The sequence below is a fragment of the Streptomyces sp. MBT53 genome (assembly GCF_016654115.1).
Classification (GTDB): Bacteria; Actinomycetota; Actinomycetes; order Streptomycetales; family Streptomycetaceae; genus Streptomyces.
In genome coordinates, this window is sequence record NZ_JAEQAZ010000001.1 from 197,519 (window position 1) to 216,134 (window position 18,616).

General features: G+C 70.6%; 16 protein-coding genes and 1 pseudogene. 3 read left to right on the forward strand and 14 right to left on the reverse strand.

The window, feature by feature from the left end; genetic code table 11:
- Positions 1 to 136: 136 nt before the first annotated feature.
- Positions 137 to 1,111, forward strand: a complete 975-nt coding sequence (locus tag JHN45_RS00955) for a TauD/TfdA family dioxygenase (RefSeq protein WP_201047589.1) — start codon at positions 137 to 139, stop codon at positions 1,109 to 1,111.
- 8 nt (positions 1,112 to 1,119) lie between these two features.
- Here the strand turns inward: JHN45_RS00955 and JHN45_RS00960 are convergent, their stop codons facing one another.
- Together JHN45_RS00960 and JHN45_RS00965 are read right to left on the reverse strand one after the other, a co-directional pair.
- Positions 1,120 to 2,148 (reverse strand): LLM class flavin-dependent oxidoreductase, encoded by a 1,029-nt coding sequence (locus JHN45_RS00960; protein WP_201047590.1) that lies wholly within the window; start codon positions 2,146 to 2,148, stop codon positions 1,120 to 1,122.
- A gap of 72 nt (positions 2,149 to 2,220) precedes the next feature.
- Positions 2,221 to 3,729 (reverse strand): metallophosphoesterase, encoded by a 1,509-nt coding sequence (locus tag JHN45_RS00965; protein WP_201047591.1) that lies wholly within the window; start codon positions 3,727 to 3,729, stop codon positions 2,221 to 2,223.
- A gap of 88 nt (positions 3,730 to 3,817) precedes the next feature.
- Here JHN45_RS00965 and JHN45_RS00970 point away from each other — a divergent pair, with 88 nt between their 5' ends.
- Positions 3,818 to 6,112, forward strand: a complete 2,295-nt coding sequence (locus tag JHN45_RS00970) for a zinc-dependent metalloprotease (protein ID WP_201047592.1) — start codon at positions 3,818 to 3,820, stop codon at positions 6,110 to 6,112.
- Positions 6,113 to 6,119: 7 nt separating this feature from the next.
- On the opposite strand, the gene JHN45_RS00975 is transcribed toward JHN45_RS00970, so the two are convergent.
- The 3 genes from JHN45_RS00975 to JHN45_RS00985 all read right to left on the reverse strand — a co-directional run bounded on the left by JHN45_RS00975 (position 6,120) and on the right by JHN45_RS00985 (position 8,700).
- Positions 6,120 to 7,016, reverse strand: coding sequence for an MHYT domain-containing protein (locus JHN45_RS00975; RefSeq protein ID WP_200711257.1), 897 nt, complete (start codon positions 7,014 to 7,016; stop codon positions 6,120 to 6,122).
- Positions 7,017 to 7,177: 161 nt separating this feature from the next.
- Positions 7,178 to 7,360, reverse strand: coding sequence for an antitoxin (locus JHN45_RS00980; protein WP_200711258.1), 183 nt, complete (start codon positions 7,358 to 7,360; stop codon positions 7,178 to 7,180).
- A gap of 95 nt (positions 7,361 to 7,455) precedes the next feature.
- A complete protein-coding gene (locus JHN45_RS00985) occupies positions 7,456 to 8,700 on the reverse strand; it encodes an MFS transporter (RefSeq protein WP_201047593.1) in 1,245 nt (414 codons plus the stop codon).
- Between the two features lie 284 nt (positions 8,701 to 8,984).
- On the opposite strand from JHN45_RS00985, the gene JHN45_RS00990 reads away from it, so the two are divergent.
- A complete protein-coding gene (locus tag JHN45_RS00990) occupies positions 8,985 to 11,384 on the forward strand; it encodes a M4 family metallopeptidase (protein WP_200711260.1) in 2,400 nt (799 codons plus the stop codon).
- 67 nt (positions 11,385 to 11,451) lie between these two features.
- Here the strand turns inward: JHN45_RS00990 and JHN45_RS00995 are convergent, their stop codons facing one another.
- From JHN45_RS00995 to JHN45_RS01035, 9 genes and pseudogenes are all read right to left on the reverse strand, one after another.
- Positions 11,452 to 12,639, reverse strand: a complete 1,188-nt coding sequence (locus JHN45_RS00995) for a glycoside hydrolase family 64 protein (protein WP_201047594.1) — start codon at positions 12,637 to 12,639, stop codon at positions 11,452 to 11,454.
- 164 nt (positions 12,640 to 12,803) lie between these two features.
- Positions 12,804 to 13,559 carry a dienelactone hydrolase family protein gene (locus JHN45_RS01000; protein ID WP_201047595.1) on the reverse strand — a complete coding sequence of 252 codons (756 nt, stop codon included), beginning with the start codon at positions 13,557 to 13,559 and terminating at the stop codon, positions 12,804 to 12,806.
- A gap of 102 nt (positions 13,560 to 13,661) precedes the next feature.
- A complete protein-coding gene (locus JHN45_RS01005) occupies positions 13,662 to 14,282 on the reverse strand; it encodes an L-threonylcarbamoyladenylate synthase (protein WP_200711263.1) in 621 nt (206 codons plus the stop codon).
- A 222-nt stretch (positions 14,283 to 14,504) separates the two neighbouring features.
- Positions 14,505 to 15,731, reverse strand: a complete 1,227-nt coding sequence (locus JHN45_RS01010; protein ID WP_200711264.1) for a cytochrome P450 — start codon at positions 15,729 to 15,731, stop codon at positions 14,505 to 14,507.
- Positions 15,728 to 16,945, reverse strand: coding sequence for a cytochrome P450 (locus tag JHN45_RS01015; RefSeq protein WP_200711265.1), 1,218 nt, complete (start codon positions 16,943 to 16,945; stop codon positions 15,728 to 15,730). The genes JHN45_RS01010 and JHN45_RS01015 overlap by 4 nt, the downstream gene beginning before the upstream one ends.
- Positions 16,942 to 17,550, reverse strand: coding sequence for an ATP/GTP-binding protein (locus JHN45_RS01020; RefSeq protein ID WP_200711266.1), 609 nt, complete (start codon positions 17,548 to 17,550; stop codon positions 16,942 to 16,944). Before JHN45_RS01020 ends, JHN45_RS01015 begins: the two co-directional genes overlap by 4 nt.
- The gene (locus JHN45_RS01025) at positions 17,522 to 17,884 is read right to left on the reverse strand and encodes a DUF742 domain-containing protein (RefSeq protein ID WP_200711267.1); all 363 of its coding nucleotides are present in this window, start codon (positions 17,882 to 17,884) and stop codon (positions 17,522 to 17,524) included. Before JHN45_RS01025 ends, JHN45_RS01020 begins: the two co-directional genes overlap by 29 nt.
- Positions 17,881 to 18,303 carry a roadblock/LC7 domain-containing protein gene (locus JHN45_RS01030; protein WP_093631113.1) on the reverse strand — a complete coding sequence of 141 codons (423 nt, stop codon included), beginning with the start codon at positions 18,301 to 18,303 and terminating at the stop codon, positions 17,881 to 17,883. Before JHN45_RS01030 ends, JHN45_RS01025 begins: the two co-directional genes overlap by 4 nt.
- Positions 18,300 to 18,616: pseudogene (locus JHN45_RS01035) on the reverse strand (ATP-binding protein); the annotation flags it as partial. The pseudogene JHN45_RS01035 and the gene JHN45_RS01030, both read right to left, overlap by 4 nt.

The window sequence follows — 18,616 nt, forward strand, 5'->3', positions numbered from 1 at the left end:
GGTACAGCCAGTATGGGCGTCCGGGAGCCCTGTCGCCTCGTGCGGTGATCGCTGTCACGATCTTCTTGAACCCGGTACGACCTGGGTACGAGCCGGTGGGCACGACCGACCGAGCAGGTACGACGACGGAGCGCGCATGACGAAGGACAGCGGTACGACGGACGACGCGGTGCGGGTGGACGGCATGGAGGTGAAGCCGGCCGCCGGGCACATCGGGGCCGAGATCACCGGTGTCGATCTGGCCGGGGAACTCGACGACGCCGTGGTGGCCGCGATCCGGGCGGCGGTGCTGCGCTGGAAGGTCGTGTTCTTCCGGGACCAACGACTCGATCACGCGGAGCATGTGGCGTTCGCGTGCCGCTTCGGCGAACCAGTCGTGCTCGGGCGGCGCGGCAGCGCCTCACCGGCCGGCTTCCCCGAGGTCGAAACCACCGCCGACCGGCTGGAGTTGGGCGGCCGGTTCGGCATGGAGCACGAGGAGTGGCTGGAGCGCCGCCGGCACACCCTGCTGCGCGGCTGGCACTGCGACCACGGCGCCCGCATCGACCCGCCGGCCGCGACGATCCTGCGCGCGGAGACCGTCCCGCCGTACGGCGGTGACACCACCTGGTCGAACCTGGCCGCCGCCTACGCCGGACTGTCGCAGCCGGTACGGGAGTTCGTGGACGGACTGCGTGCCGAGCACCGGCTCGGCGTCGGCTACCAGCCGCGGCCCGGCGACGACGCGTACGTCCGTCATCTGCTGGACCACCAGGTCGCCTCGGTGCATCCGCTGGTGCGGGTGCATCCCGAGACGGGGGAGCGGGTGCTGTTCGTCAACGGCTACTACCTGGAGCAGATCACCGACATCTCCCGCGCGGAGAGCGCCGCGATTTTGGAACTGCTGCTCGCGCAGGCGACCCGGCCCGAGTACACCGTCCGCTTCCGCTGGGAGCCGGGCAGCGTGGCCTTCTGGGACAACCGGGCCACCATCCACCTCGCCCCCAGCGACAACGCCCACCTCGGCTTCCCCCGGACCATGCACCGGGTGATGCTCACCGGCGACATACCGGTGGGCGTCGACGGGAAGCCGTCGGAGCCGATCGTGGGCACCGAGCCCGGCCGCTGGTGAGACCGGGGTCAGGCGGTGGGCTGCCAGCCGAGTGCCGGTCCCAGCTTTGTCGCCATGTCCGTGAGGATCTGCACGTAGTCCTCGTGCTCGAAGGTGAACGGCAGCGCGAACGCCACCTCGTCGATCTCCCTGAACGCGGCGTGCGCGCCCAGGAGTTCGGCGATCTCCTCCGAGGTGCCGACGATGTCCGGCGCGAACATCAGCCGGGCCGGGCCCTGCGGTGACGTCGTACGGGGAGTGCGCCTGCGGGCGAACTCCTCGTACTTCGCCCGCTGTTCGGGCGACGCGGAGTCGGTGGGGATCACGACCAGCCCCTGGGAGACGCGAGCGGCCTCCCCGTCCGGGTGGTGGGCGCGGAACGTACGGACGTGGGAGAGCTGGATCTCCGCGAAGTCCCTTGACTCGTCCGGCCCTTCGGCCTTGACGACACTGCTCGTCAGGAAGTTCATGCCGTGCTCGCCGGCCCACTTCGCCGAACTCGCGCTGCCCCCGCCGTACCAGAGACGACGGCCCAGACCGGGAGAGTGCGGTTGCACCCGGTCGGAGAACACCTCGAAGCCCTCGACGCCGCTGAAGTCGGTGGCCGGCTTGCCGCGCACGAAGTCCACGAGCCGCCGCACCCGCTCGTAGCTGAAGTCCTCGGCGTCGGCCGTGTCGGGGTACAGCGCTTCCTTGACCTGGTCGTAGTGCATCGGCGGGCCGACGCTGACGCCCGGGTTGATCCTGCCCCCGGAGAGGATGTCGACGGTGGCCAGGTCCTCCGCGAGCCGCAGCGGGTTCTCCCAGCCCAGCGGGATCACCGCGGTGCCGAGTTCGATACGGCTGGTGCGCTGCGAGGCCGCCGCCATGATCGCGACGGGGGAGGAGATGCCGTACTGGAGATGGCGGTGGCGCAGCCAGGCGCTGTCGAAGCCGAGGCGCTCGCCGAGTTCGATGATCTCCAGCGTCGACTCGTGGCCCCGGCGCGGATCGGCCTCGTCGAAGAGACCGATCGTGAGGAAGCCCAGCTTCCGCAGCGGGCGTGAGGTGGGCGGCACGGGCTCCTCCGGCGGTCGTACGTCAGTTCTGTTCTGTCCCGATTGTGGCAGGTGAACGTTGCGGGCGTGTGATCAGCGCAGCGGGATGGTGATTTCGTCCTCGACGGGAGGGTCGATCTCCTGGGCACGGTTGCCCGTGGCCGCGAAGCAGCGCAGCCGGACCGCCTCCGGAGTGACGTCCAGCCGCAGGAAGCACTTGAAGAACGGCGGGCTGTACGTCACCGAGCTGGGCGAGAAGAGCTGCGTGTAGATCTTGCGCACCGGGAGCCGGAATCGGGAGGTGCGGTCCGGGCGGCCGCCCGCGCCCAGCAGACTGGCGACCAGCCGGATGCGGCGGGTGATGCGGACCGGCGGGCCCGGGGTGCGGGTCGGCGGGATCCCGAGGCGCTCGCAGATCACGGCCGACGCCTCGGCCTCGGTGAGGGTGAAGAAGCGGCTCAGGTGCAGTCGGCGCCCGTACAGCCTGCTGTAGAAGGCCAGGGAGTCGCCGCGCAGCGGATAGCAGCGGAAGTCCCGCTCGGTGACGCCCGCGATGTCGACGCGCGGGACGGTGTGGGTCGCGTGCATGAACGCGCCGCCGCCGCCCGAGACCACGTACTGAAGCGTGCGCCCGTCGTCCAACCGCACCGGATAGCGCTGGTAGTTGTGGATGTCGCCGCCGATCGCCGCCACGAAGTGGTGGTCCGGATCGCGGACGATGTCGTCGACCGTGCCGCCGCCGTCGATGGCACAGGGGTCGTACTTGCCGTCCACGTACAGCGGCGAGCCCGTGACGAGGATCTTCGGCGTCGGCCCCTTCGCCACCTCCCGCAGCCAGGCGCCCTGTTCGGCGTCGATCGTGCCCAACAGGCCGGTGTCGATACCGATGATCCGCACCGGTCCCGCGTCGATCGCCCAGTACGGGCCCGGCTGGACGGCCTGTTGGAGCGGGGAGGAACGCAACTCCCGTTCCTTGTCCAGGTGTTCGCCGTCGGCCGGGCGGGGGTGGTGCCACAGCAGCGAGCGCCACCAGGCCCGGGTCAGGGGGCGCGGCTTCGACGCGGGTGCGGGCAGCGCGGGCGCGTCGTCGCAGAAGACGCGCATGAAGCCGCCGAGGCCTTCGTACCAGTCGTGGTTGCCGGGTATCGCGTAGATGGGCGCCGGATAGTCCTGGTACGGGCGGAAGAACTTGCTGCCGTAGTCGTCCGCGGTGCCGACGGGATAGATCACGTCGCTGGTGATGACCGCGAAGTCCGTCCCCTGACCGACCTTCAGAAACCCTGGCACGACGGCGTATTGGGGATCGTCGCCCTCGCCCGTGTCACCGATCACCATGAAGGAGAAGGTGTCCGCGTCGTCGCGCCGGATCACCTTGTCGGCGGGGGCGCCAGCGGCCGTGCGCTGCGCGACCCAGCGGCTGCGGGTGTCGCCGGTCGGGTCCCCGAACCAGGAGGCCAGCACACCGTTGCGCGCCGCCCACAGGGTCTTCGGATTCAGCCACGAGACCTTCTGGACGTGGGTCGGCATGAGTTGCTGGTACGCGCCGCGTTCCGTGGATCCCCAACCGGCGCCTTCGGCGGTATCGCGTGAAGATTCAGACACCGGCGAACCGTAACAACGAGCCATGGCGGGGCGAGAGGCGGGGGCCTGGCAACATCAACTCGACGACGCTCGACCGAAAGGCCCCCGCATGTCCGGCGAAGCCGACTTCATCGATCTGCTCCCCGACCCCGAACTCCGGTCGGACCGGCTGCTGTTGGGCATCCGCCACTTCGACGAACCCTTCCTGGTCACCGTCTCCCTCTCCCAGGGCCTCGGCTCCAGCGACCTGTGGCTGGACCGGGGCAGGGCGGGCAAGGCGCGGCTCGCGGAGTTCCGCCGGATCGGCGACCGGGTCCTGTTCGCCGTCCGCAACAAGCACTTCCTCACCTCCGGCGACGAGGCCGCCGTACGTGCCGGGGACGAGTCGTTCGCGCTGTCCGTGGTGTGGAGCGGGCCCGTGCTGCGGGAGGAGAACGGGGCGGTGGTCGTCGACGCGACCGGCCTGGTCGTCGCCGACCACGACCGGGTCGCCGAGCATCTGCACGCACACGAGCAGGGCGACTACACCATCGACGAGTCCGCGAGCCTCCCGCTCGTCGCCGACAGCCGCACCGGGCCGCGCGCCGTCCGGCTGCCCGCACTCCTCACCTTCCGGGGTCCCGGCCGCGGCCGGTCGGTCCAGGCCGTGGCCGCCGACCCGCGCGCGATCACCGTCGTCCAGCAGCTCAACCTGATGCGGCTGCCCGCCACCCCGCTGCCCGTCCGCCGCTACCACCCCGCCTCGGGCGGCTACGGCATCGGCTACGCCGACCACGGCCTCGTCGGCCGGGTGGGCACCCAGGTCAGGTTCCAGCCCCGCTTCCGCGCGGAGCCCGGCGGCGACCCGATCGTCTTCCAGGTCGACCCGGCCGTCCCGGAACCCTTCCGCTCGGCGGTCGTCGAGGGCGGCAACTGGTGGCAGCGGGCCTTCGCCCGGATCGGCCTCCCGGACGCCTACCGGGTCGAGGCCGGTGGCGCCGACTTCGACCCCTACGACCCCGACGTCAACGGCGTCGTCTGGGTGCACCGGGCCGGCCGCGGCTGGTCCCTCGGACAGGGGCTCACCGACCCGCGCACCGGCGAGATCCTGCACGCCCGGGTACGGCTCGGTTCCCAGCGCGTCGAGCAGGTCCGCGCGCTCGGCGAGGCCCTGCTCGCCCCTTACGGCCGCCCGGACGAGGCCGAACGGCTCGCCGCCGTCGAGGAGTTGGTGCTCGCCCGGCTGCGCCAGCTGGCCGCGCACGAGATCGGCCACGCGCTCGGTTTCATGCACAACTTCGCCGGTACGGGCCACCCCGAACCGTCCGTCATGGACTACCCGCACGCCCGCATCCGCGTCACCGAGGAGGGCGAACTCGACCTCTCCGCCGCCTACGGCACCGAACTCGGGCCGTGGGACCACTACTTGGTCGCGCACGCCTACGCGCGGTTCGGCGAGGATGACGGCGACGAGGACACCGCGCTCGCCGTACTCCGCCGCGAAGCCGCCGAGGCCGGTCTCACCTACGTCTCCGACGAGGACGCCCAGGGTCCGCACGCCGCGCACGCCGACGCCGTGCCCTGGGTCGGCGGAGCGGACGCCCTGCGGGCGCTGGAGACGATGCTGCGGGTCCGCCGTATCGCCCTGGACGGATTCTCCCGCGGAGTGCTGCCGCCCGACCGGCAGACCGGTGAACTGGAGGAACGCGCCGCGCTGTTGCACCTCCTGCACCGGCATGAAGTGGCGGCCGTGGCCCGGCTGGTGGGCGGAGTGCGCTACGCGTACGGCCTCGCCGGCGAGGCAGGCCGGGGCGCGGAAGCCGTCGACGCGGCCACTCAGCACACGGCGCTGACCCGACTCGCCGAGCTCCTGCGCGCCGAACAACTCGCCCTGCCGCACACGGTGTTGGACACCCTCACCCCGCCCGCGATCCGCTACGGCCGGACGGAGCAGTACCTCGACACGGGCGCCGGACGGATCTTCGACCCCTTCGAGGCCGTACGGGCCGCGACCGCCCTGGTGACCCAGCAGTTGCTGGACCCGGCCCGGCTCAACCGGGTTGCCTGGCAGCACGCGGCCGACCCTGCCGTACCCGGTGTCGTCGACATCGTGGACGCGCTCCTCGCCGCGACCTGGCTCCGTAGCGACCCGGTACTCGGCGAGCTGCCCGGCGGGGCCGCCGTGCAGCACACGGCGGACTGGACCCTCCTGAACCATCTGCTGACGCTGCTCGACGACACCGCGCTGCATACTCCGGTGCGGATGTCGTTGCGCGGTGCCGTGCGGCGGCTCGCGACGGAGCTGCGCTGCCAGGGCGACGAACAGGCCCGTGAGGCAGGGGAGTTGATCCGCGACTACCTCGCCGACCCCGGCGCGGTACGGCTCGATCCACTGCCCCGGGTGCCGCCGGGCGCGCCCAACTGAGGCGCCGCTAACGGGCTCTGCGGCGGCCGGTGGTCGAACTCGGGCCGTGGCGACCGCCGTCGGTCACCACGGCCCGGGGAGCGGAGTCCCGTGCGGTGAGGGCCGCAGCCGCTCGCTTGTCAGCGGTCTTCGGGGCGATGGGGTGCCGGGCGAAGGAACGGTCCCAGTTGCCCTCTCCCATCACCAGCAGCGGGTCGAACATCACGACGACCCCGGCCAGCAGCAGGAAGATGATCGGTCCCAGCAGCATGGGCAGCAGCAGCGAGGTGGCCGAGTCGCCCGTCCATGCCCCACCGGTGCTGTGCAGATGGACGCTCACGGCGGCCATCGCCGTGTAGTGCATCCCGGACACGGCCACGCCCATCACCAGGCTGGCGCCCAGACTCGCCAGGAAGCCCCGGATGGAGACGGCTGCCCAGAGGGCCGCCGTCGCGGCGACGATCGCGATCGCGATGGAGAGCGCGACCGTGCTGGTCCGGTACTCGATGCTGCCGTTCAACTGCAGGGCCGACATGCCCAGATAGTGCATCGCGGCGACCCCGAGGCCGGTGATCACACCCGCCGCGGCGAGCGTGCCGGTGGTGGCGCCGCGATATCCCACGATGAACACCCCGACGGCCACCATGACGATCGCCACGGCCAGACTCAGCACCGTGAGGCCGACGTCGTAGCCGATGCGGGTCTCCTCGACCTGGAAGCCGAGCATCGCGATGAAGTGCATCGTCCAGATGCCGGTGCCGATGGATGTCGCGCCCAGCGCGAGCCAACCCGCCTTCCAGGAATGTTCGTTGTGCAGGGACCGCACCACGCAGCGCAGTCCCAGAGCACCTCCCAGGCAGGCCATCAGATAGGCCGCCACCGGAGTCACCGCACCGTAGCGGAACCCGTCGATCGTGCCTTGCATGAGCCAACTCCCCCCAGAGTCCTGGCTTCCTGTGGGGGGAGTATGTACGAATCGGGGCCGGGGTGCGCGCCGCTTTCACATCTGTACTTGACGAAGTCTCCACTTTCAGAGACCACTTGAGGCGCATCGAGGGCGATACGCGGACAGATGCGGTCAGGCGTTCAGGGCTGTTGGGGCTTCTCACGGTCGATGAAGTCCTTGGCCTTGTCCTGCGCCATGTCGACCTGCTTGGCGTGCTTGCCGCCGGTGCGCTCGTCGACCATGTCGCCCGCCTTGTCCACGGCCTGCTTGGCCTTGTCGGGGTTCTGGCCGAGCATTCCCTTGACCTTGTCCATGAACGACATGGCTGTCCTCCTTCGGACGTGCGTTGGCCCTCTCAGCATCCCCCGCGTTCACCGAAGCCGCATTTCGGTGCCGAGCGGGGCCCGCCGCCCCGGCCTCACGCGGGCACGAGCGGTTCGTGATCGTCGGTGGCGCGGGCATCGCGGGTGCGGGACACAGCGAGCGCGAGTGCCTGGAGGACCGCTCCGGTCAGGCCTACGGACAGGGCGAAGCGGTAGCCGACGTGGTCGGCGAGGAGCCCGCCCAAGGGGGCCCCGATCGCCACCATTCCCCAGTTGAACGAGCGGATCGTGGCGTTCATCCGGCCCCGCAGCCGGTCGGGCGTGACCGCCTGGCGGTAGCTCATCTCCACCGGGCTTTCCAGCGAGATCGCCGCGGACACCACGAAGAAGGCCGCCGACACGGAGACCAGTGCCCACGGCCCGCGGTGCGCGAGGACCAGCGGCAGCCAGCCGACGGCGGCGACGAGCCGGCCCGCGATCAGCGTGGCACCGACGTCGAACCTCTTCGCCGCCCGTCCCGAGAACGCGCCGCCGAGCACTCCGCCGAGCCCCGCGCAGGCGTACGTCACGCCCAGACCGAAGTCCCCGATCCGCAGGTCACGCAGCGCGAAGACGACGAAGACGGTACTGACCACGGTGTTGAAGAGGAGCATCAGGTGCGAGGTCAGCGCGATGGACGCCAGGGTCCGATGGCGGTAGACCCAGTCGACCCCCTCCCGCAGTTCGCGGAGGAGACTGCGCCGCGCGCCCCGGTCGGGCACCGGATCATGGGCGCGCACCGAGGTGAGCAGCAGACCGGAGGCCAGATAGCTGGCCGCGTCCACGAGCACGGCGACCGGTGCGCCCAGCAGCTTGATCAGTACGCCGGCGATGAGCGGCCCGGTCGATCCGGCCACCGCGTCGGCCTGTCCCACCCGGGCGTACCCCGCGTTGAGGAGTTCTCGGGGGACCAGCCGCGGCACGTAGGAGTGGTTGGCCGCGTCGAAGAACAGACAGAGCACCCCGAAGGCGAAGACGCACGCGCACAGGGTGGCGATGTCGAGCCGGTCCAGCGCGTACAGCAGCGGAATCGCGCCGAGCAGCGCGGCCCGGCCGAGATCCATGGCCACCATCACCGGCTTGCGTCGGCACCGGTCCACCAGGACCCCGGCCACGAGGCCGAAGAGGAGGTAGGGCGCCCAGCGGGCCGCGTTGACCAGGCCCACCTCGGTGGCCGACGCGCTCAGCGTGACGGCGGTGAGGATCTGCAGGGCGAGCCCCGACACCTGGGAGCCGAACGCCGAGACCGCGGAGGCGGTCCAGAAACGTGCGTACCCGGGGACATCCACCAGACGCGGCATGATCGGACCGTACCCGGCGCGGTCCTCGCGTCACCTTCGCGAACCGCAAGTGGCCGGTCCCCGACGTCGGTTGAGCCCGGGGACAGAGGGAAAACCCTTGAGTGCCCCGACCCTGCGTGACATGGACGGGTCAACGCTGTCATCCTCCACGCAGTTACCCCACGGATCCTCCATGGATCGGTCAAAGTTCGGTCGGCCCCGCACAGCTCAGCTCTCCCGGACAGCAGACCCGGCTGTCCGGTCTGTCACCGGCCGCGCCCGCGGCCGTCGCAGGAGGAGTACGAGTGAGACGCATCCCCCGCAAGCGGACCGCGGTTGGAGCCCTGATCTCCACCGCCGCGCTCCTCGCCGTCGGCATCCAGTCGGTTCCGGCGAGCGCGAAGCCCGCGTCCCCCCACCCCAGCCCGCTGCGCACCGGCAGCCTGGAGGCGAAGCTCACCCCGGCACAGCGCACGGCCCTGGTGAAGAGCGCCTCCGCGAACAGCACGAAGACCGCCCGCACCCTCGGCCTCGGCGCCAAGGAGAAGCTGGTCGTCAAGGACGTCGTCAAGGACAACGACGGCACGGTGCACACGCGCTACGAGCGCACCTACGCCGGTCTGCCCGTCCTCGGCGGCGACCTCGTCGTGCACACCCCGCCCGCCGCGCAGGCGACCGGCACGGTGAGCGCGACCTTCAACAACAAGCACACCCTCACGGTGCCCTCCACCACCGCGTCCGTCGCCAAGTCGGCGGCCGAGACCAAGGCGCTCACCACCGCGAAGGCCCTCGACGCCAAGGCGCCGAGCACCGACAGCGCCCGGAAGGTCATCTGGGCCGGCGACGGCACTCCGAAGCTCGCCTGGGAGACGGTGATCGGCGGCTTCCAGGACGACGGCACCCCCAGCAAGCTGCACGTCATCACCGACGCCACCACCGGCAAGGAACTCTCCCGCTTCCAGGGCATCGAGACCGGCACCGGCAACACCCAGTACAGCGGCACGGTCTCGCTGAGCACCACGCTGTCCGGTTCGACGTACCAGCTGTACGACACCACGCGCGGCGGTCACAAGACGTACAGCCTCAACAACGGCACGTCGGGCACCGGCACGCTGATGACCGACTCCGACGACGTGTGGGGCACCGGATCCGGCTCCAACACGCAGACCGCGGGCGCCGACGCGGCCTACGGCGCCCAGGAGACCTGGGACTTCTACAAGAACACCTTCGGCCGCAGCGGCATCAAGAACGACGGCGTCGCCGCCTACTCGCGCGTCCACTACAGCACGGCGTACGTCAACGCCTTCTGGGACGACGACTGCTTCTGCATGACCTACGGCGACGGCACCAGCAGCACCCACGCGCTGACCTCGCTGGACGTGGCGGGCCACGAGATGAGCCACGGTGTCACCTCCAACACCGCCGGGCTCAACTACACCGGTGAATCGGGCGGGTTGAACGAGGCGACCTCCGACATCTTCGGCACGGGCGTGGAGTTCTACGCCAACAACTCCACCGACGTCGGCGACTACCTCATCGGCGAGAAGATCGACATCAACGGCGACGGCACGCCGCTGCGTTACATGGACAAGCCGAGCAAGGACGGCAGCTCGGCGGACAGTTGGTACTCGGGCGTCGGCAACCTCGACGTCCACTACTCCTCGGGCCCGGCGAACCACATGTTCTACCTGCTCTCCGAGGGCAGCGGCACCAAGGTCATCAACGGCACCACCTACACCAGCACCACGTCCGACGGCGTGGCCGTCGCCGGTATCGGCCGGGACGCCGCCCTGCAGATCTGGTACAAGGCGCTGACGACGTACATGACGTCCACGACCAACTACGCCGGGGCCCGCACCGCGGCGCTCAGCGCCGCCGGGGCGCTGTACGGCACAAGTTCCGCGCAGTACGCGGGAGTCGGCAACGCCTTCGCCGGCATCAACGTCGGCAGCCACATCACCGTGCCGACCAGTGGTGTCACGGTCACCAACCCGGGCAGCCAGTCCTCCACCGTCGGCACGGCGGTGAGCCTCCAGGTCGCGGCCAGCAGCACCAACAGCGGGTCGCTCACCTACGCGGCGACCGGACTGCCGACCGGCCTGTCGATCAGCAGCTCCACGGGCGCCATCACCGGCACCCCGACGACCGCGGGCACGTACAGCACCACCGTGACCGTCACCGACAGCACCGGGGCGACCGGTACCGCGTCCTTCACCTGGACCGTCAGTTCCAGTGGCGGGGGCGGCAGTTGCACCTCGACGCAGTTGCTGGGCAACGCGGGCTTCGAGTCGGGCAACACGACCTGGACCGCGACCAGCGGGGTCATCACCAGCTCCAGCAGCGAGGCGGCCCGCACCGGTTCGTACAAGGCCTGGCTCGACGGCTACGGCTCGACCCACACCGACACGCTGTCCCAGTCGGTGACGATCCCGAGCGGCTGCACGGGGACGACGTTCACGTTCTATATCCACATCGACACGGCCGAGACCACGACCAGCACGGCGTACGACAAGCTGACGGTCACCGCCGGATCGACCACCCTGGCCACGTACTCGAACCTCAACGCGGCCACCGGATATGTGGCGAAGTCCTTCAGTCTGTCGGCCTTCGCGGGGACCACGGTCGCGCTGAAGTTCAGCGGGGTCGAGGACTCCTCGCTCCAGACCAGCTTCGTGATCGACGACACCGCCGTCACGACCAGCTGATCCGCTCCACCTGTTTTGTCCGGCACCCCGCACGCGCCCCCAGGCGTGCGGGGTGTTCCGGTCCTGATCAGCTCAGCGGGTCCAGCGTCAGGTAGGCCTGCTGCGGGTTCCCGTCGTTCACCAGGGACTCCTGGGCGCCGACGTCGTCGAACGCGAACGCGTACGCCTTGCCGTCGGCCATCTGCGCGTGGATCTTGCGGGCGTAGTGGTTGGTCACCACGTCCTGGTAGAAGTTCGCCGTGGTGGTGTCCGGCTGGTTGGGGTTGACCAGGAGCGTGGAGCGGTTGTAGCCCGCGCACAGCGTGCGCGAAATCGGCCCGCGCACCAGGTCGTTGGGGGCGTCGAGGTACTTGTAGCAGCCGAAGATGCTGGCCGCGTCCGGCTTCTGGAATGTGGTGACGACCGCACCGGAGCTGTTGGTGAAGTTCATGACGTTGCCCGAGACCCGGCCGTAGTACTTGGTGTTCGGCTGGTCGGCGAACGGTGTCACGGTCAGGGTCGACGACGAGTACTTCGACCAGACGCGGTTGATGTAGTCGTCCATGACGGTGCTGGGCAGGGCGCCCGTCTCAATGCCGTACGTCGGTGAGAGCGCTCGCAGGACCGTGCCGTCCGACCGGGTCTGGATCAGGTTGGCCCAGCCGCCCGGCTGTCCCCGCAGCGCGTTGTAGAACCCGGTGTAGCCACCCGACTTGAGATGTCCGGTGCTGGCCGTGCTCCCGTCGGACCGCTGCACCCCGACCGCGTACGGCGCGGAGAACATGTCCACCTGGGTGCTGTTGATCCACAGCCCGGAGTCGTTCAGCGTGTACTCGGACCAGTTGAAGAGGATGTTGCGGTTCGGGTCGGTCGGGTTCTGCACGGCCGGCTGCACCAGGCCGCCGGTGGTCAGCTTGAACACGAGCTTCTGACCGTACGAGAAGTAGATGCGGCCCGAGAACTTGGGGATCCGGATGGTGGTGGACTGTCCGGCCGCCGGGCCCGCGATCGACGCGTCCGGTGCCGGGGTGGGCGGGTTGCCGCCGGCCGGCCAGGCGTGGAACGTGCCGGCCGCGTCGGCCCAGCCCTGTTGGCCGGTGGCCAGGTTGGTGCCCAGGTTGTAGACGTAGACCGCGTCGCCGCGGCCCGAGTTGTTGGTGATCTTCAGCGGGATCGTGGCGGGCACCGCCGCGTCCGCCGTCAGCGGTGTGGCCAGCGCGAGCATCGTGGCCACCGCGGTCGCGGCGCCCAGTCGGCGCAGAATTCTGCCGAGCACTACTCACCTCCGTGTGGGGGGTGTACGAGAAATTGGTCCGTACCTGTGTGAGAGCGCTCTCAATGTCGCGCCGAGCCGCCTGTGTGTCAATGAGTTGAACGAAAGGTGCCCACGGCAACTCGCGCCGTGGGCACCCGGGTTGAATCAGGAAACGCGGTCCTCGATCAGAAGGTGCGCTCCAGCAGGTCGAGCAGCGCGACCCAGTGACGCTCGTCGGCCTCCGCGTCGTACGACGAGGTGTCGGCCTGCGTGTAGCCGTGCCGCGCGCCCGGATAGACCTCGCAGCGGTGCCGGACGCCGGCCGCGGTGAGCGCGTCGTCGAACCGCTTGATCTGGTCCTCGGGCAGCGAGGGGTCCTGGTCGGCGTGGCCGAAGTACAGCTCGGCGGTGATGTGTTCGGCGGCCAGGTGCGGGCTGTTCGGGTCGTCGGTGGCCAGCCGCCCGCCGTGGAAGCCGCCCACCGCGGCCACTCGGTCCGGGTAGGCGCCGGCGGTGTACAACGCGAGGCGGGCGCCCATGCAGTACCCGGTGATCGCGACCGGCCCGTCGGCCACCACGGGAGACTCGGCCAGCCAACGGAGATAGGCACCGGCGTCCCGCTCGATGAGATCGGGCGTCAGCCCCATGATCAGCGGGCCGACCTTCTGGAAGATCTCCGGGCGCGCCTCGGGATCGATGAACTCCGGCAGCTCGACCACCGGCGCAGGGCCGTGCCGGTAGAACACGTTCGGTACGAGGACCGTGTGACCGGCCTCGGCCAGCCGGTCGGCCATCGACCTGAGGTGCGGACGCAGTCCGAAGGCGTCCTGGTAGAGCAGCACGGCCGGACGGGGGCGATCGTCGCCGGGATGCACCAGATAGGCGTCGGCGATGCCGTCCTCGGTGGGGATGTCCACGGCTGTGCCCTGTACGGCGGTCATGGCGGGGGTGCCTCCCAGCGGATCGGCGCCGGGCCTGCGGCCGGCCCGGAGCGGCGTGTTCCGATCATCGTGGCACGCCTGATCGCGGCCCCGCCGCCGGGGTCACTCGAAGCGGGAGACGTCCCCCGCGCCCTTGCGGACGATCTCCGCCTCGCCGCTGGAGAAGTCGATGACGGTCGTCGGTTCCGTGCCGCAGTCCCCGGAGTCGAGCACCGCGTCCACCACGTGGTCGAGCCGGTCCTTGATCTCCCAGCCCTGGGTCATCGGCTCCTCCTCGTCGGGCAGGAGCAGGGTGCTGGACAGCAGCGGCTCGCCCAGCTCGGCCAGCAGCGCCTGGGTGACGACATGGTCGGGGATGCGCACGCCCACGGTCTTCTTCTTCGCGTTCAGCAACTGACGCGGCACCTCCCTCGTCGCCGGGAGGATGAAGGTGTAACTGCCGGGCGTGGACGCCTTGATGGCCCGGAACACGTCGTTGTCGATGTGCACGAACTGGCCCAGCTGGGCGAAGTTCTGGCACACCAGCGTGAAGTGGTGCCGGTCGTTCAGCTGCCGGATCGTACGGATCCGCTCCATGCCCTCACGATTGCCGAGCTGGCAGCCCAGCGCGTAGCAGGAGTCGGTCGGATACGCGATCAGCGCACCCGACCGCACACTGTCCGCGACCTGCGAGATGGTGCGAGGCTGCGGGTTGTCCGGGTGCACGTCGAAGTACTTGGCCACCCGCCGAGCTTATGCCGTACGGCCACGGGTCGCCGCGCGGGCCCTCACGTCACCCGAATCGCACGGGCGTACCCCGGTGAAAGCGGGGAAGCCGACAAGTGCGCTCGGGGCTCTCCCCCGAACCCGGGCAGCACGGCTCCGCCTGCGGCTCCCCTCCGAGGCCGCGGCGGAGCCGTTCCGGCGCCGGGTGCCCGAGCGGCCGTACGGATTCACCGGCGGCGCTCAGCCGTGCAGACGTATCGGGATCTCCTGCCAGCCGAAGGCGATGAAGGACGGCACCTGGCGCAGGGTGTCCGCGTCGACGGCGAGGCGGGCGTCCGGGAAGCGGTCGAAGAACGCGGGCAGCGCGGTGAGGGCCTCCACGCGGGCCAGCGGTGCGCCGATGCAGCGGTGCACGCCGATGCCGAAGGACAGGTGGTCGTCGGCGCCGCGGGCCGCGTCGAAGGTGTCCGCGTCGGGGCCGTAGTGTGCGGGGTCGAGCCCGGCCGCCGCGTATGTCGTGAGGATGGCGTCCCCGGCCGGGACGGTGATGTCGCCGACGGTGAGGTCACTGACCGCGAACCGGAGCGGCAGCGAGGCGATGGACGGGTGGACGCGCAGGGTCTCGTCGACGACCGCGTCCCAGGTGATCTTCCCGGAGCGTACGTCCGCGAGCTGCTCGGGGCGCTTGAGCAGGGCGACGATCGCGTTGCCGATGAGGTTGACCGTCGTCTCGAAGCCCGCGCCGATCACCAGCAGCAGCGTGTAGAGCAGTTCCTCGTCGCTGAGCCGGTCGCCGTCCTCGTCCCGGACCCGGATCAGTTCCGTGGTGAGGTCGTCACCGGGGTGTTCGGTGCGGTGGGCGATCAGCGCGGGCAGTACGGTGCCGATCTGCCGCTGGACGAACTCCGCGTGCTCCGGGGTCGGGTCCGAGGTGTCCATGATGGCCGCGATCAGCCGCCCGGTGTCGGCCACCAACTCGTCGGGCACACCGAAGAGTTCGCAGATGATCCGCATCGGCAGGGGATGCGCGAGGGCGGCCTTGATGTCGACCACCTCGGCGTCGTCGGCCGCCACCGCGTCGAGCAGCTCCGTCGTGATCGTCTCCACCCGGGCCCGCATCGCCTCGGTGCGCCGGTGCGTGAAGCTCGGCGCCACGAGTTTGCGCAGGCGGGCGTGGTCGGTGCCGTACGTGGAGAGCATGTTGACGACGCCGATCCAGCCCAACACCCAGCCCCAGGAGGGGTGTTCACCCATCTCGGGCCACAGGCGCCAGTGCAGTCGGGGGTCCCGGCTGACCTGCGGGTCGAGGATCAGTTCCTTCAGGACGTCGTAGCCGGTGGGCGCCCAGGCGGGGATGCCGCCGGGCAGTTCGACGGGCACGATCGGGCCGAGGGCACGCAGCTTGGCGCTCTCGGCGGCCATGTCGGCGCCGAACGGGTCGAGGACGATGCGGTCGGACACGGTCACGACGGGTCTCCTGGCTGGTCGGGGGAGCGGGGGCTGAACCGCACGGGCAGCGACGTGAGCGAACGGTGGAAGGGGCCCGGCCGCCAGGTCAACTCCGCGCGCGGTACGACGGGTTCGAGGTCGGGCAGCCACAGGGTGAGCCGCTCGATCGCCTCCGTCGCGATGAGCAGCGTGTGCCGTTTGACCGGGCAGGCGTGCGGACCCGCCGACCACGACAGGTGCGAGGCGTCCTTCGGATGCCGGCCGCTGACGACCTCCTGCTCGGCGAAGTGCGCGAGCGCGCCGTACGAGACGACGACCGGAATCGCCGGTCTGATCCACGCGCCGTGGAAGGTGACGGGCGAACGGGCGTAGTGGATCCCGTAGTTGGCGAGCGGGGTCTCGTGGTGCAGAACCTCCACCACGGCGTCCATCACCGGACGGGCGCCACTGGTCAGCGTGGAGTAGTAGACCGAGGTGCCGAGGATGCGGGACAGGGCGTTGGACACCAGGTTCGCGGTCGGCTCGTGCCCCGCGCCCAGGGTGAGGAACACCTGCCAGGCGACCTCCTCCGGATTCAGCCCGGCCGGATGGTCCAGGAGCCAGCTCGTCAGGTCGTCGCCGCGCGACTCCGCCTTGGCGGCGATGAGTTCGAGGACGTAGCCGCCGAACTCGGCCTCGCCCTCGGCCGCTCGGTCGCCGCCCTCGATCATCATGCCCAGCGCCCGGTCCAGCCGCTCGCTCTGGCTGTCGGGCAGTCCGAACAGGCTGTTGAAGACCAGCGCCATCAGCGGCCGGGCGAACTCGCCCACCAGATCGGCCTGTCCGCGCGGCCCGATCCGGCTCACCAGGACATGGACCGCCCGGTGCACCCGGGCCCGCAGGTCGTGCGGCTCGATCCGGTCGAAGGTGTCGATCAGCGAGGCACGGTAGCGGACATGCGCGGCGCCGTCCGCGAACAGGGAATTGGGCCGCCAGCGCATCATCCCGAGAACCGGCGAGTCCTCGGCGACCGTCGACTCCCACGGCCGGGGATCGTGCGAGAACGTGACGGTGTCACGCAGCAGCTCCAGCGCCGCCCGCCGCTCGGTGACGACGTACGCCGGTACGCCCGGGGCGAGTTCGGCCCAGCCGACCGGGCCCTGGGCGCGCAGGGCGGCGTAGTAGCCGTAGGGATCCAGCGCGAAGCCGTCCTCCCACAGCCGGACGGGTCGGACGGGGGACGAAGTGGTCACCGGTGCTCCGGGGGGTCGCGGTCGATCAGGTGCTGGACCAGGGCGAGCAGCGCGTCGATCGAGGAGTTCGCGTCCCGGGCGTCGCAGGTCACCAGCGGGGTGTCCGGCGCCAAGTCCAGTGCGGCGCGCAGCTGTTCGTCGGTGTGGTGCCGGGGTGCGTCAGGGAAGGTGTTGACGGCGACCGCGTACGGCAGCCCGCTCTCCTCCACCAGACCGAGCATGTCGAAGGAGGCGTCGATCCGGCGGCTGTCGACCAGGACCAGCGCCCCCAGCGCGCCGTGGGAGATGTCCTCCCACAGCGCCCGGAACCGCTCCTGCCCGGGCGTCCCGAAGAGGTACAGCACGATCCCGCCCGGCAGGCTGAGCCGCCCGAAGTCGATGGCGACGGTCGTCGTCGACTTCTCCCGCACCCCGTCGAGGTCGTCCACGTGGACGGAGGCCTCGGTCAGCCGCTCCTCGGTGTGCAGCGGCCGGATCTCCGACACCGAGTCGATCAGGGTCGTCTTGCCCACCCCGAACGGGCCCGCGATCAGGATCTTGACCAACTCCTGGGCGGTGTCAGGCAGATGGATGCCACTAGTCGTGCTTGAGGGCGCGTAGGCCATCGGCCACTCTCTTCAGCAGGTCGGGGTCGAAGGACTCGGCGGGCGGGATCGGGGCACGGGCGAGCAGCAGGTTCCGGTCGAGGAGACCGCCGGCCAGGACCCGAACGGCGGAGACCGGCAGCTCCAGCAGGGCCGCCGCCTCCAGTACCGTCAGCGAACCGCCGGACAGGGCGTCCAGCAGGGCGAGTTGAGCGGCGGGCAGCCCGGCCGGGACGGGCTCGCCGCTGCCGGAGAGCACCGTCAGCCGCTCCAGTTGCGGACGGCTCGGCCGGGCCACCCCGCCGGTCGACAGATACGCGGGGACCAGGGGACGGCCGCCGCGGCGGCCCGTCATGCCGACGCGCCGCCGTCAACTCCCCGCGGAGCGGCGGCCATCGTCTTCTCGCCCAGCCGCGCCACCTGCGAGTGCACCCGGTGCGCGAGGAGGTCCAGGCGCACCTCGGTGTCGCCGTAGGCCGCCACACAAGTCCCGTGATCCGTGGGGACGATGAGCACATACCCGTGGTCCGACTCGATCACCACCTGCCGGATCTCGGCGTCCTCCCGGTCGGCGAACGCCGCCGCGGCGGTACGGCACGCCCCCTGCACCGTGCTGGTGATCGCGGCCACCCGCTCGCCCGAGGCCTGGGACAGCGCGTCGGTGTACCCGCGCACCAGCCCGTCCCGGGTCAGCAGCACCGCGGCCACCACATGCGGCACCTCCAGGATCGGATCGAGCACCCACGCCGTGTCGCCCCCATCGCGGCTGATCATCTAGCCGCTCCCCCCTCGTAGTCGTTCCCGTGTTTCTTCTGATCGAGGTCACGCACCACCGGTCGCGGTCCCGCGGACTCCTCGTCCACGGCGCTCCCGGCGCCGTCACTCGCGGCGCGCGCGGCGGCGGTGGCGGACTGGAGCGCGCCGAGCGCGGCGGCGGCCTGCTCCGGGCGCCACTCCGGCTGGGCCGGGGCGACGGGTACGGCCGGGGCCGCCTGCGCGTTCGCTGCGGCGACCGGGGTGCGGCGGCGTCGGCGCGGCAGCCCGCCGACGTCGGGGACGGGCTGGTGCCCGGGCACCAGCCCGTCCC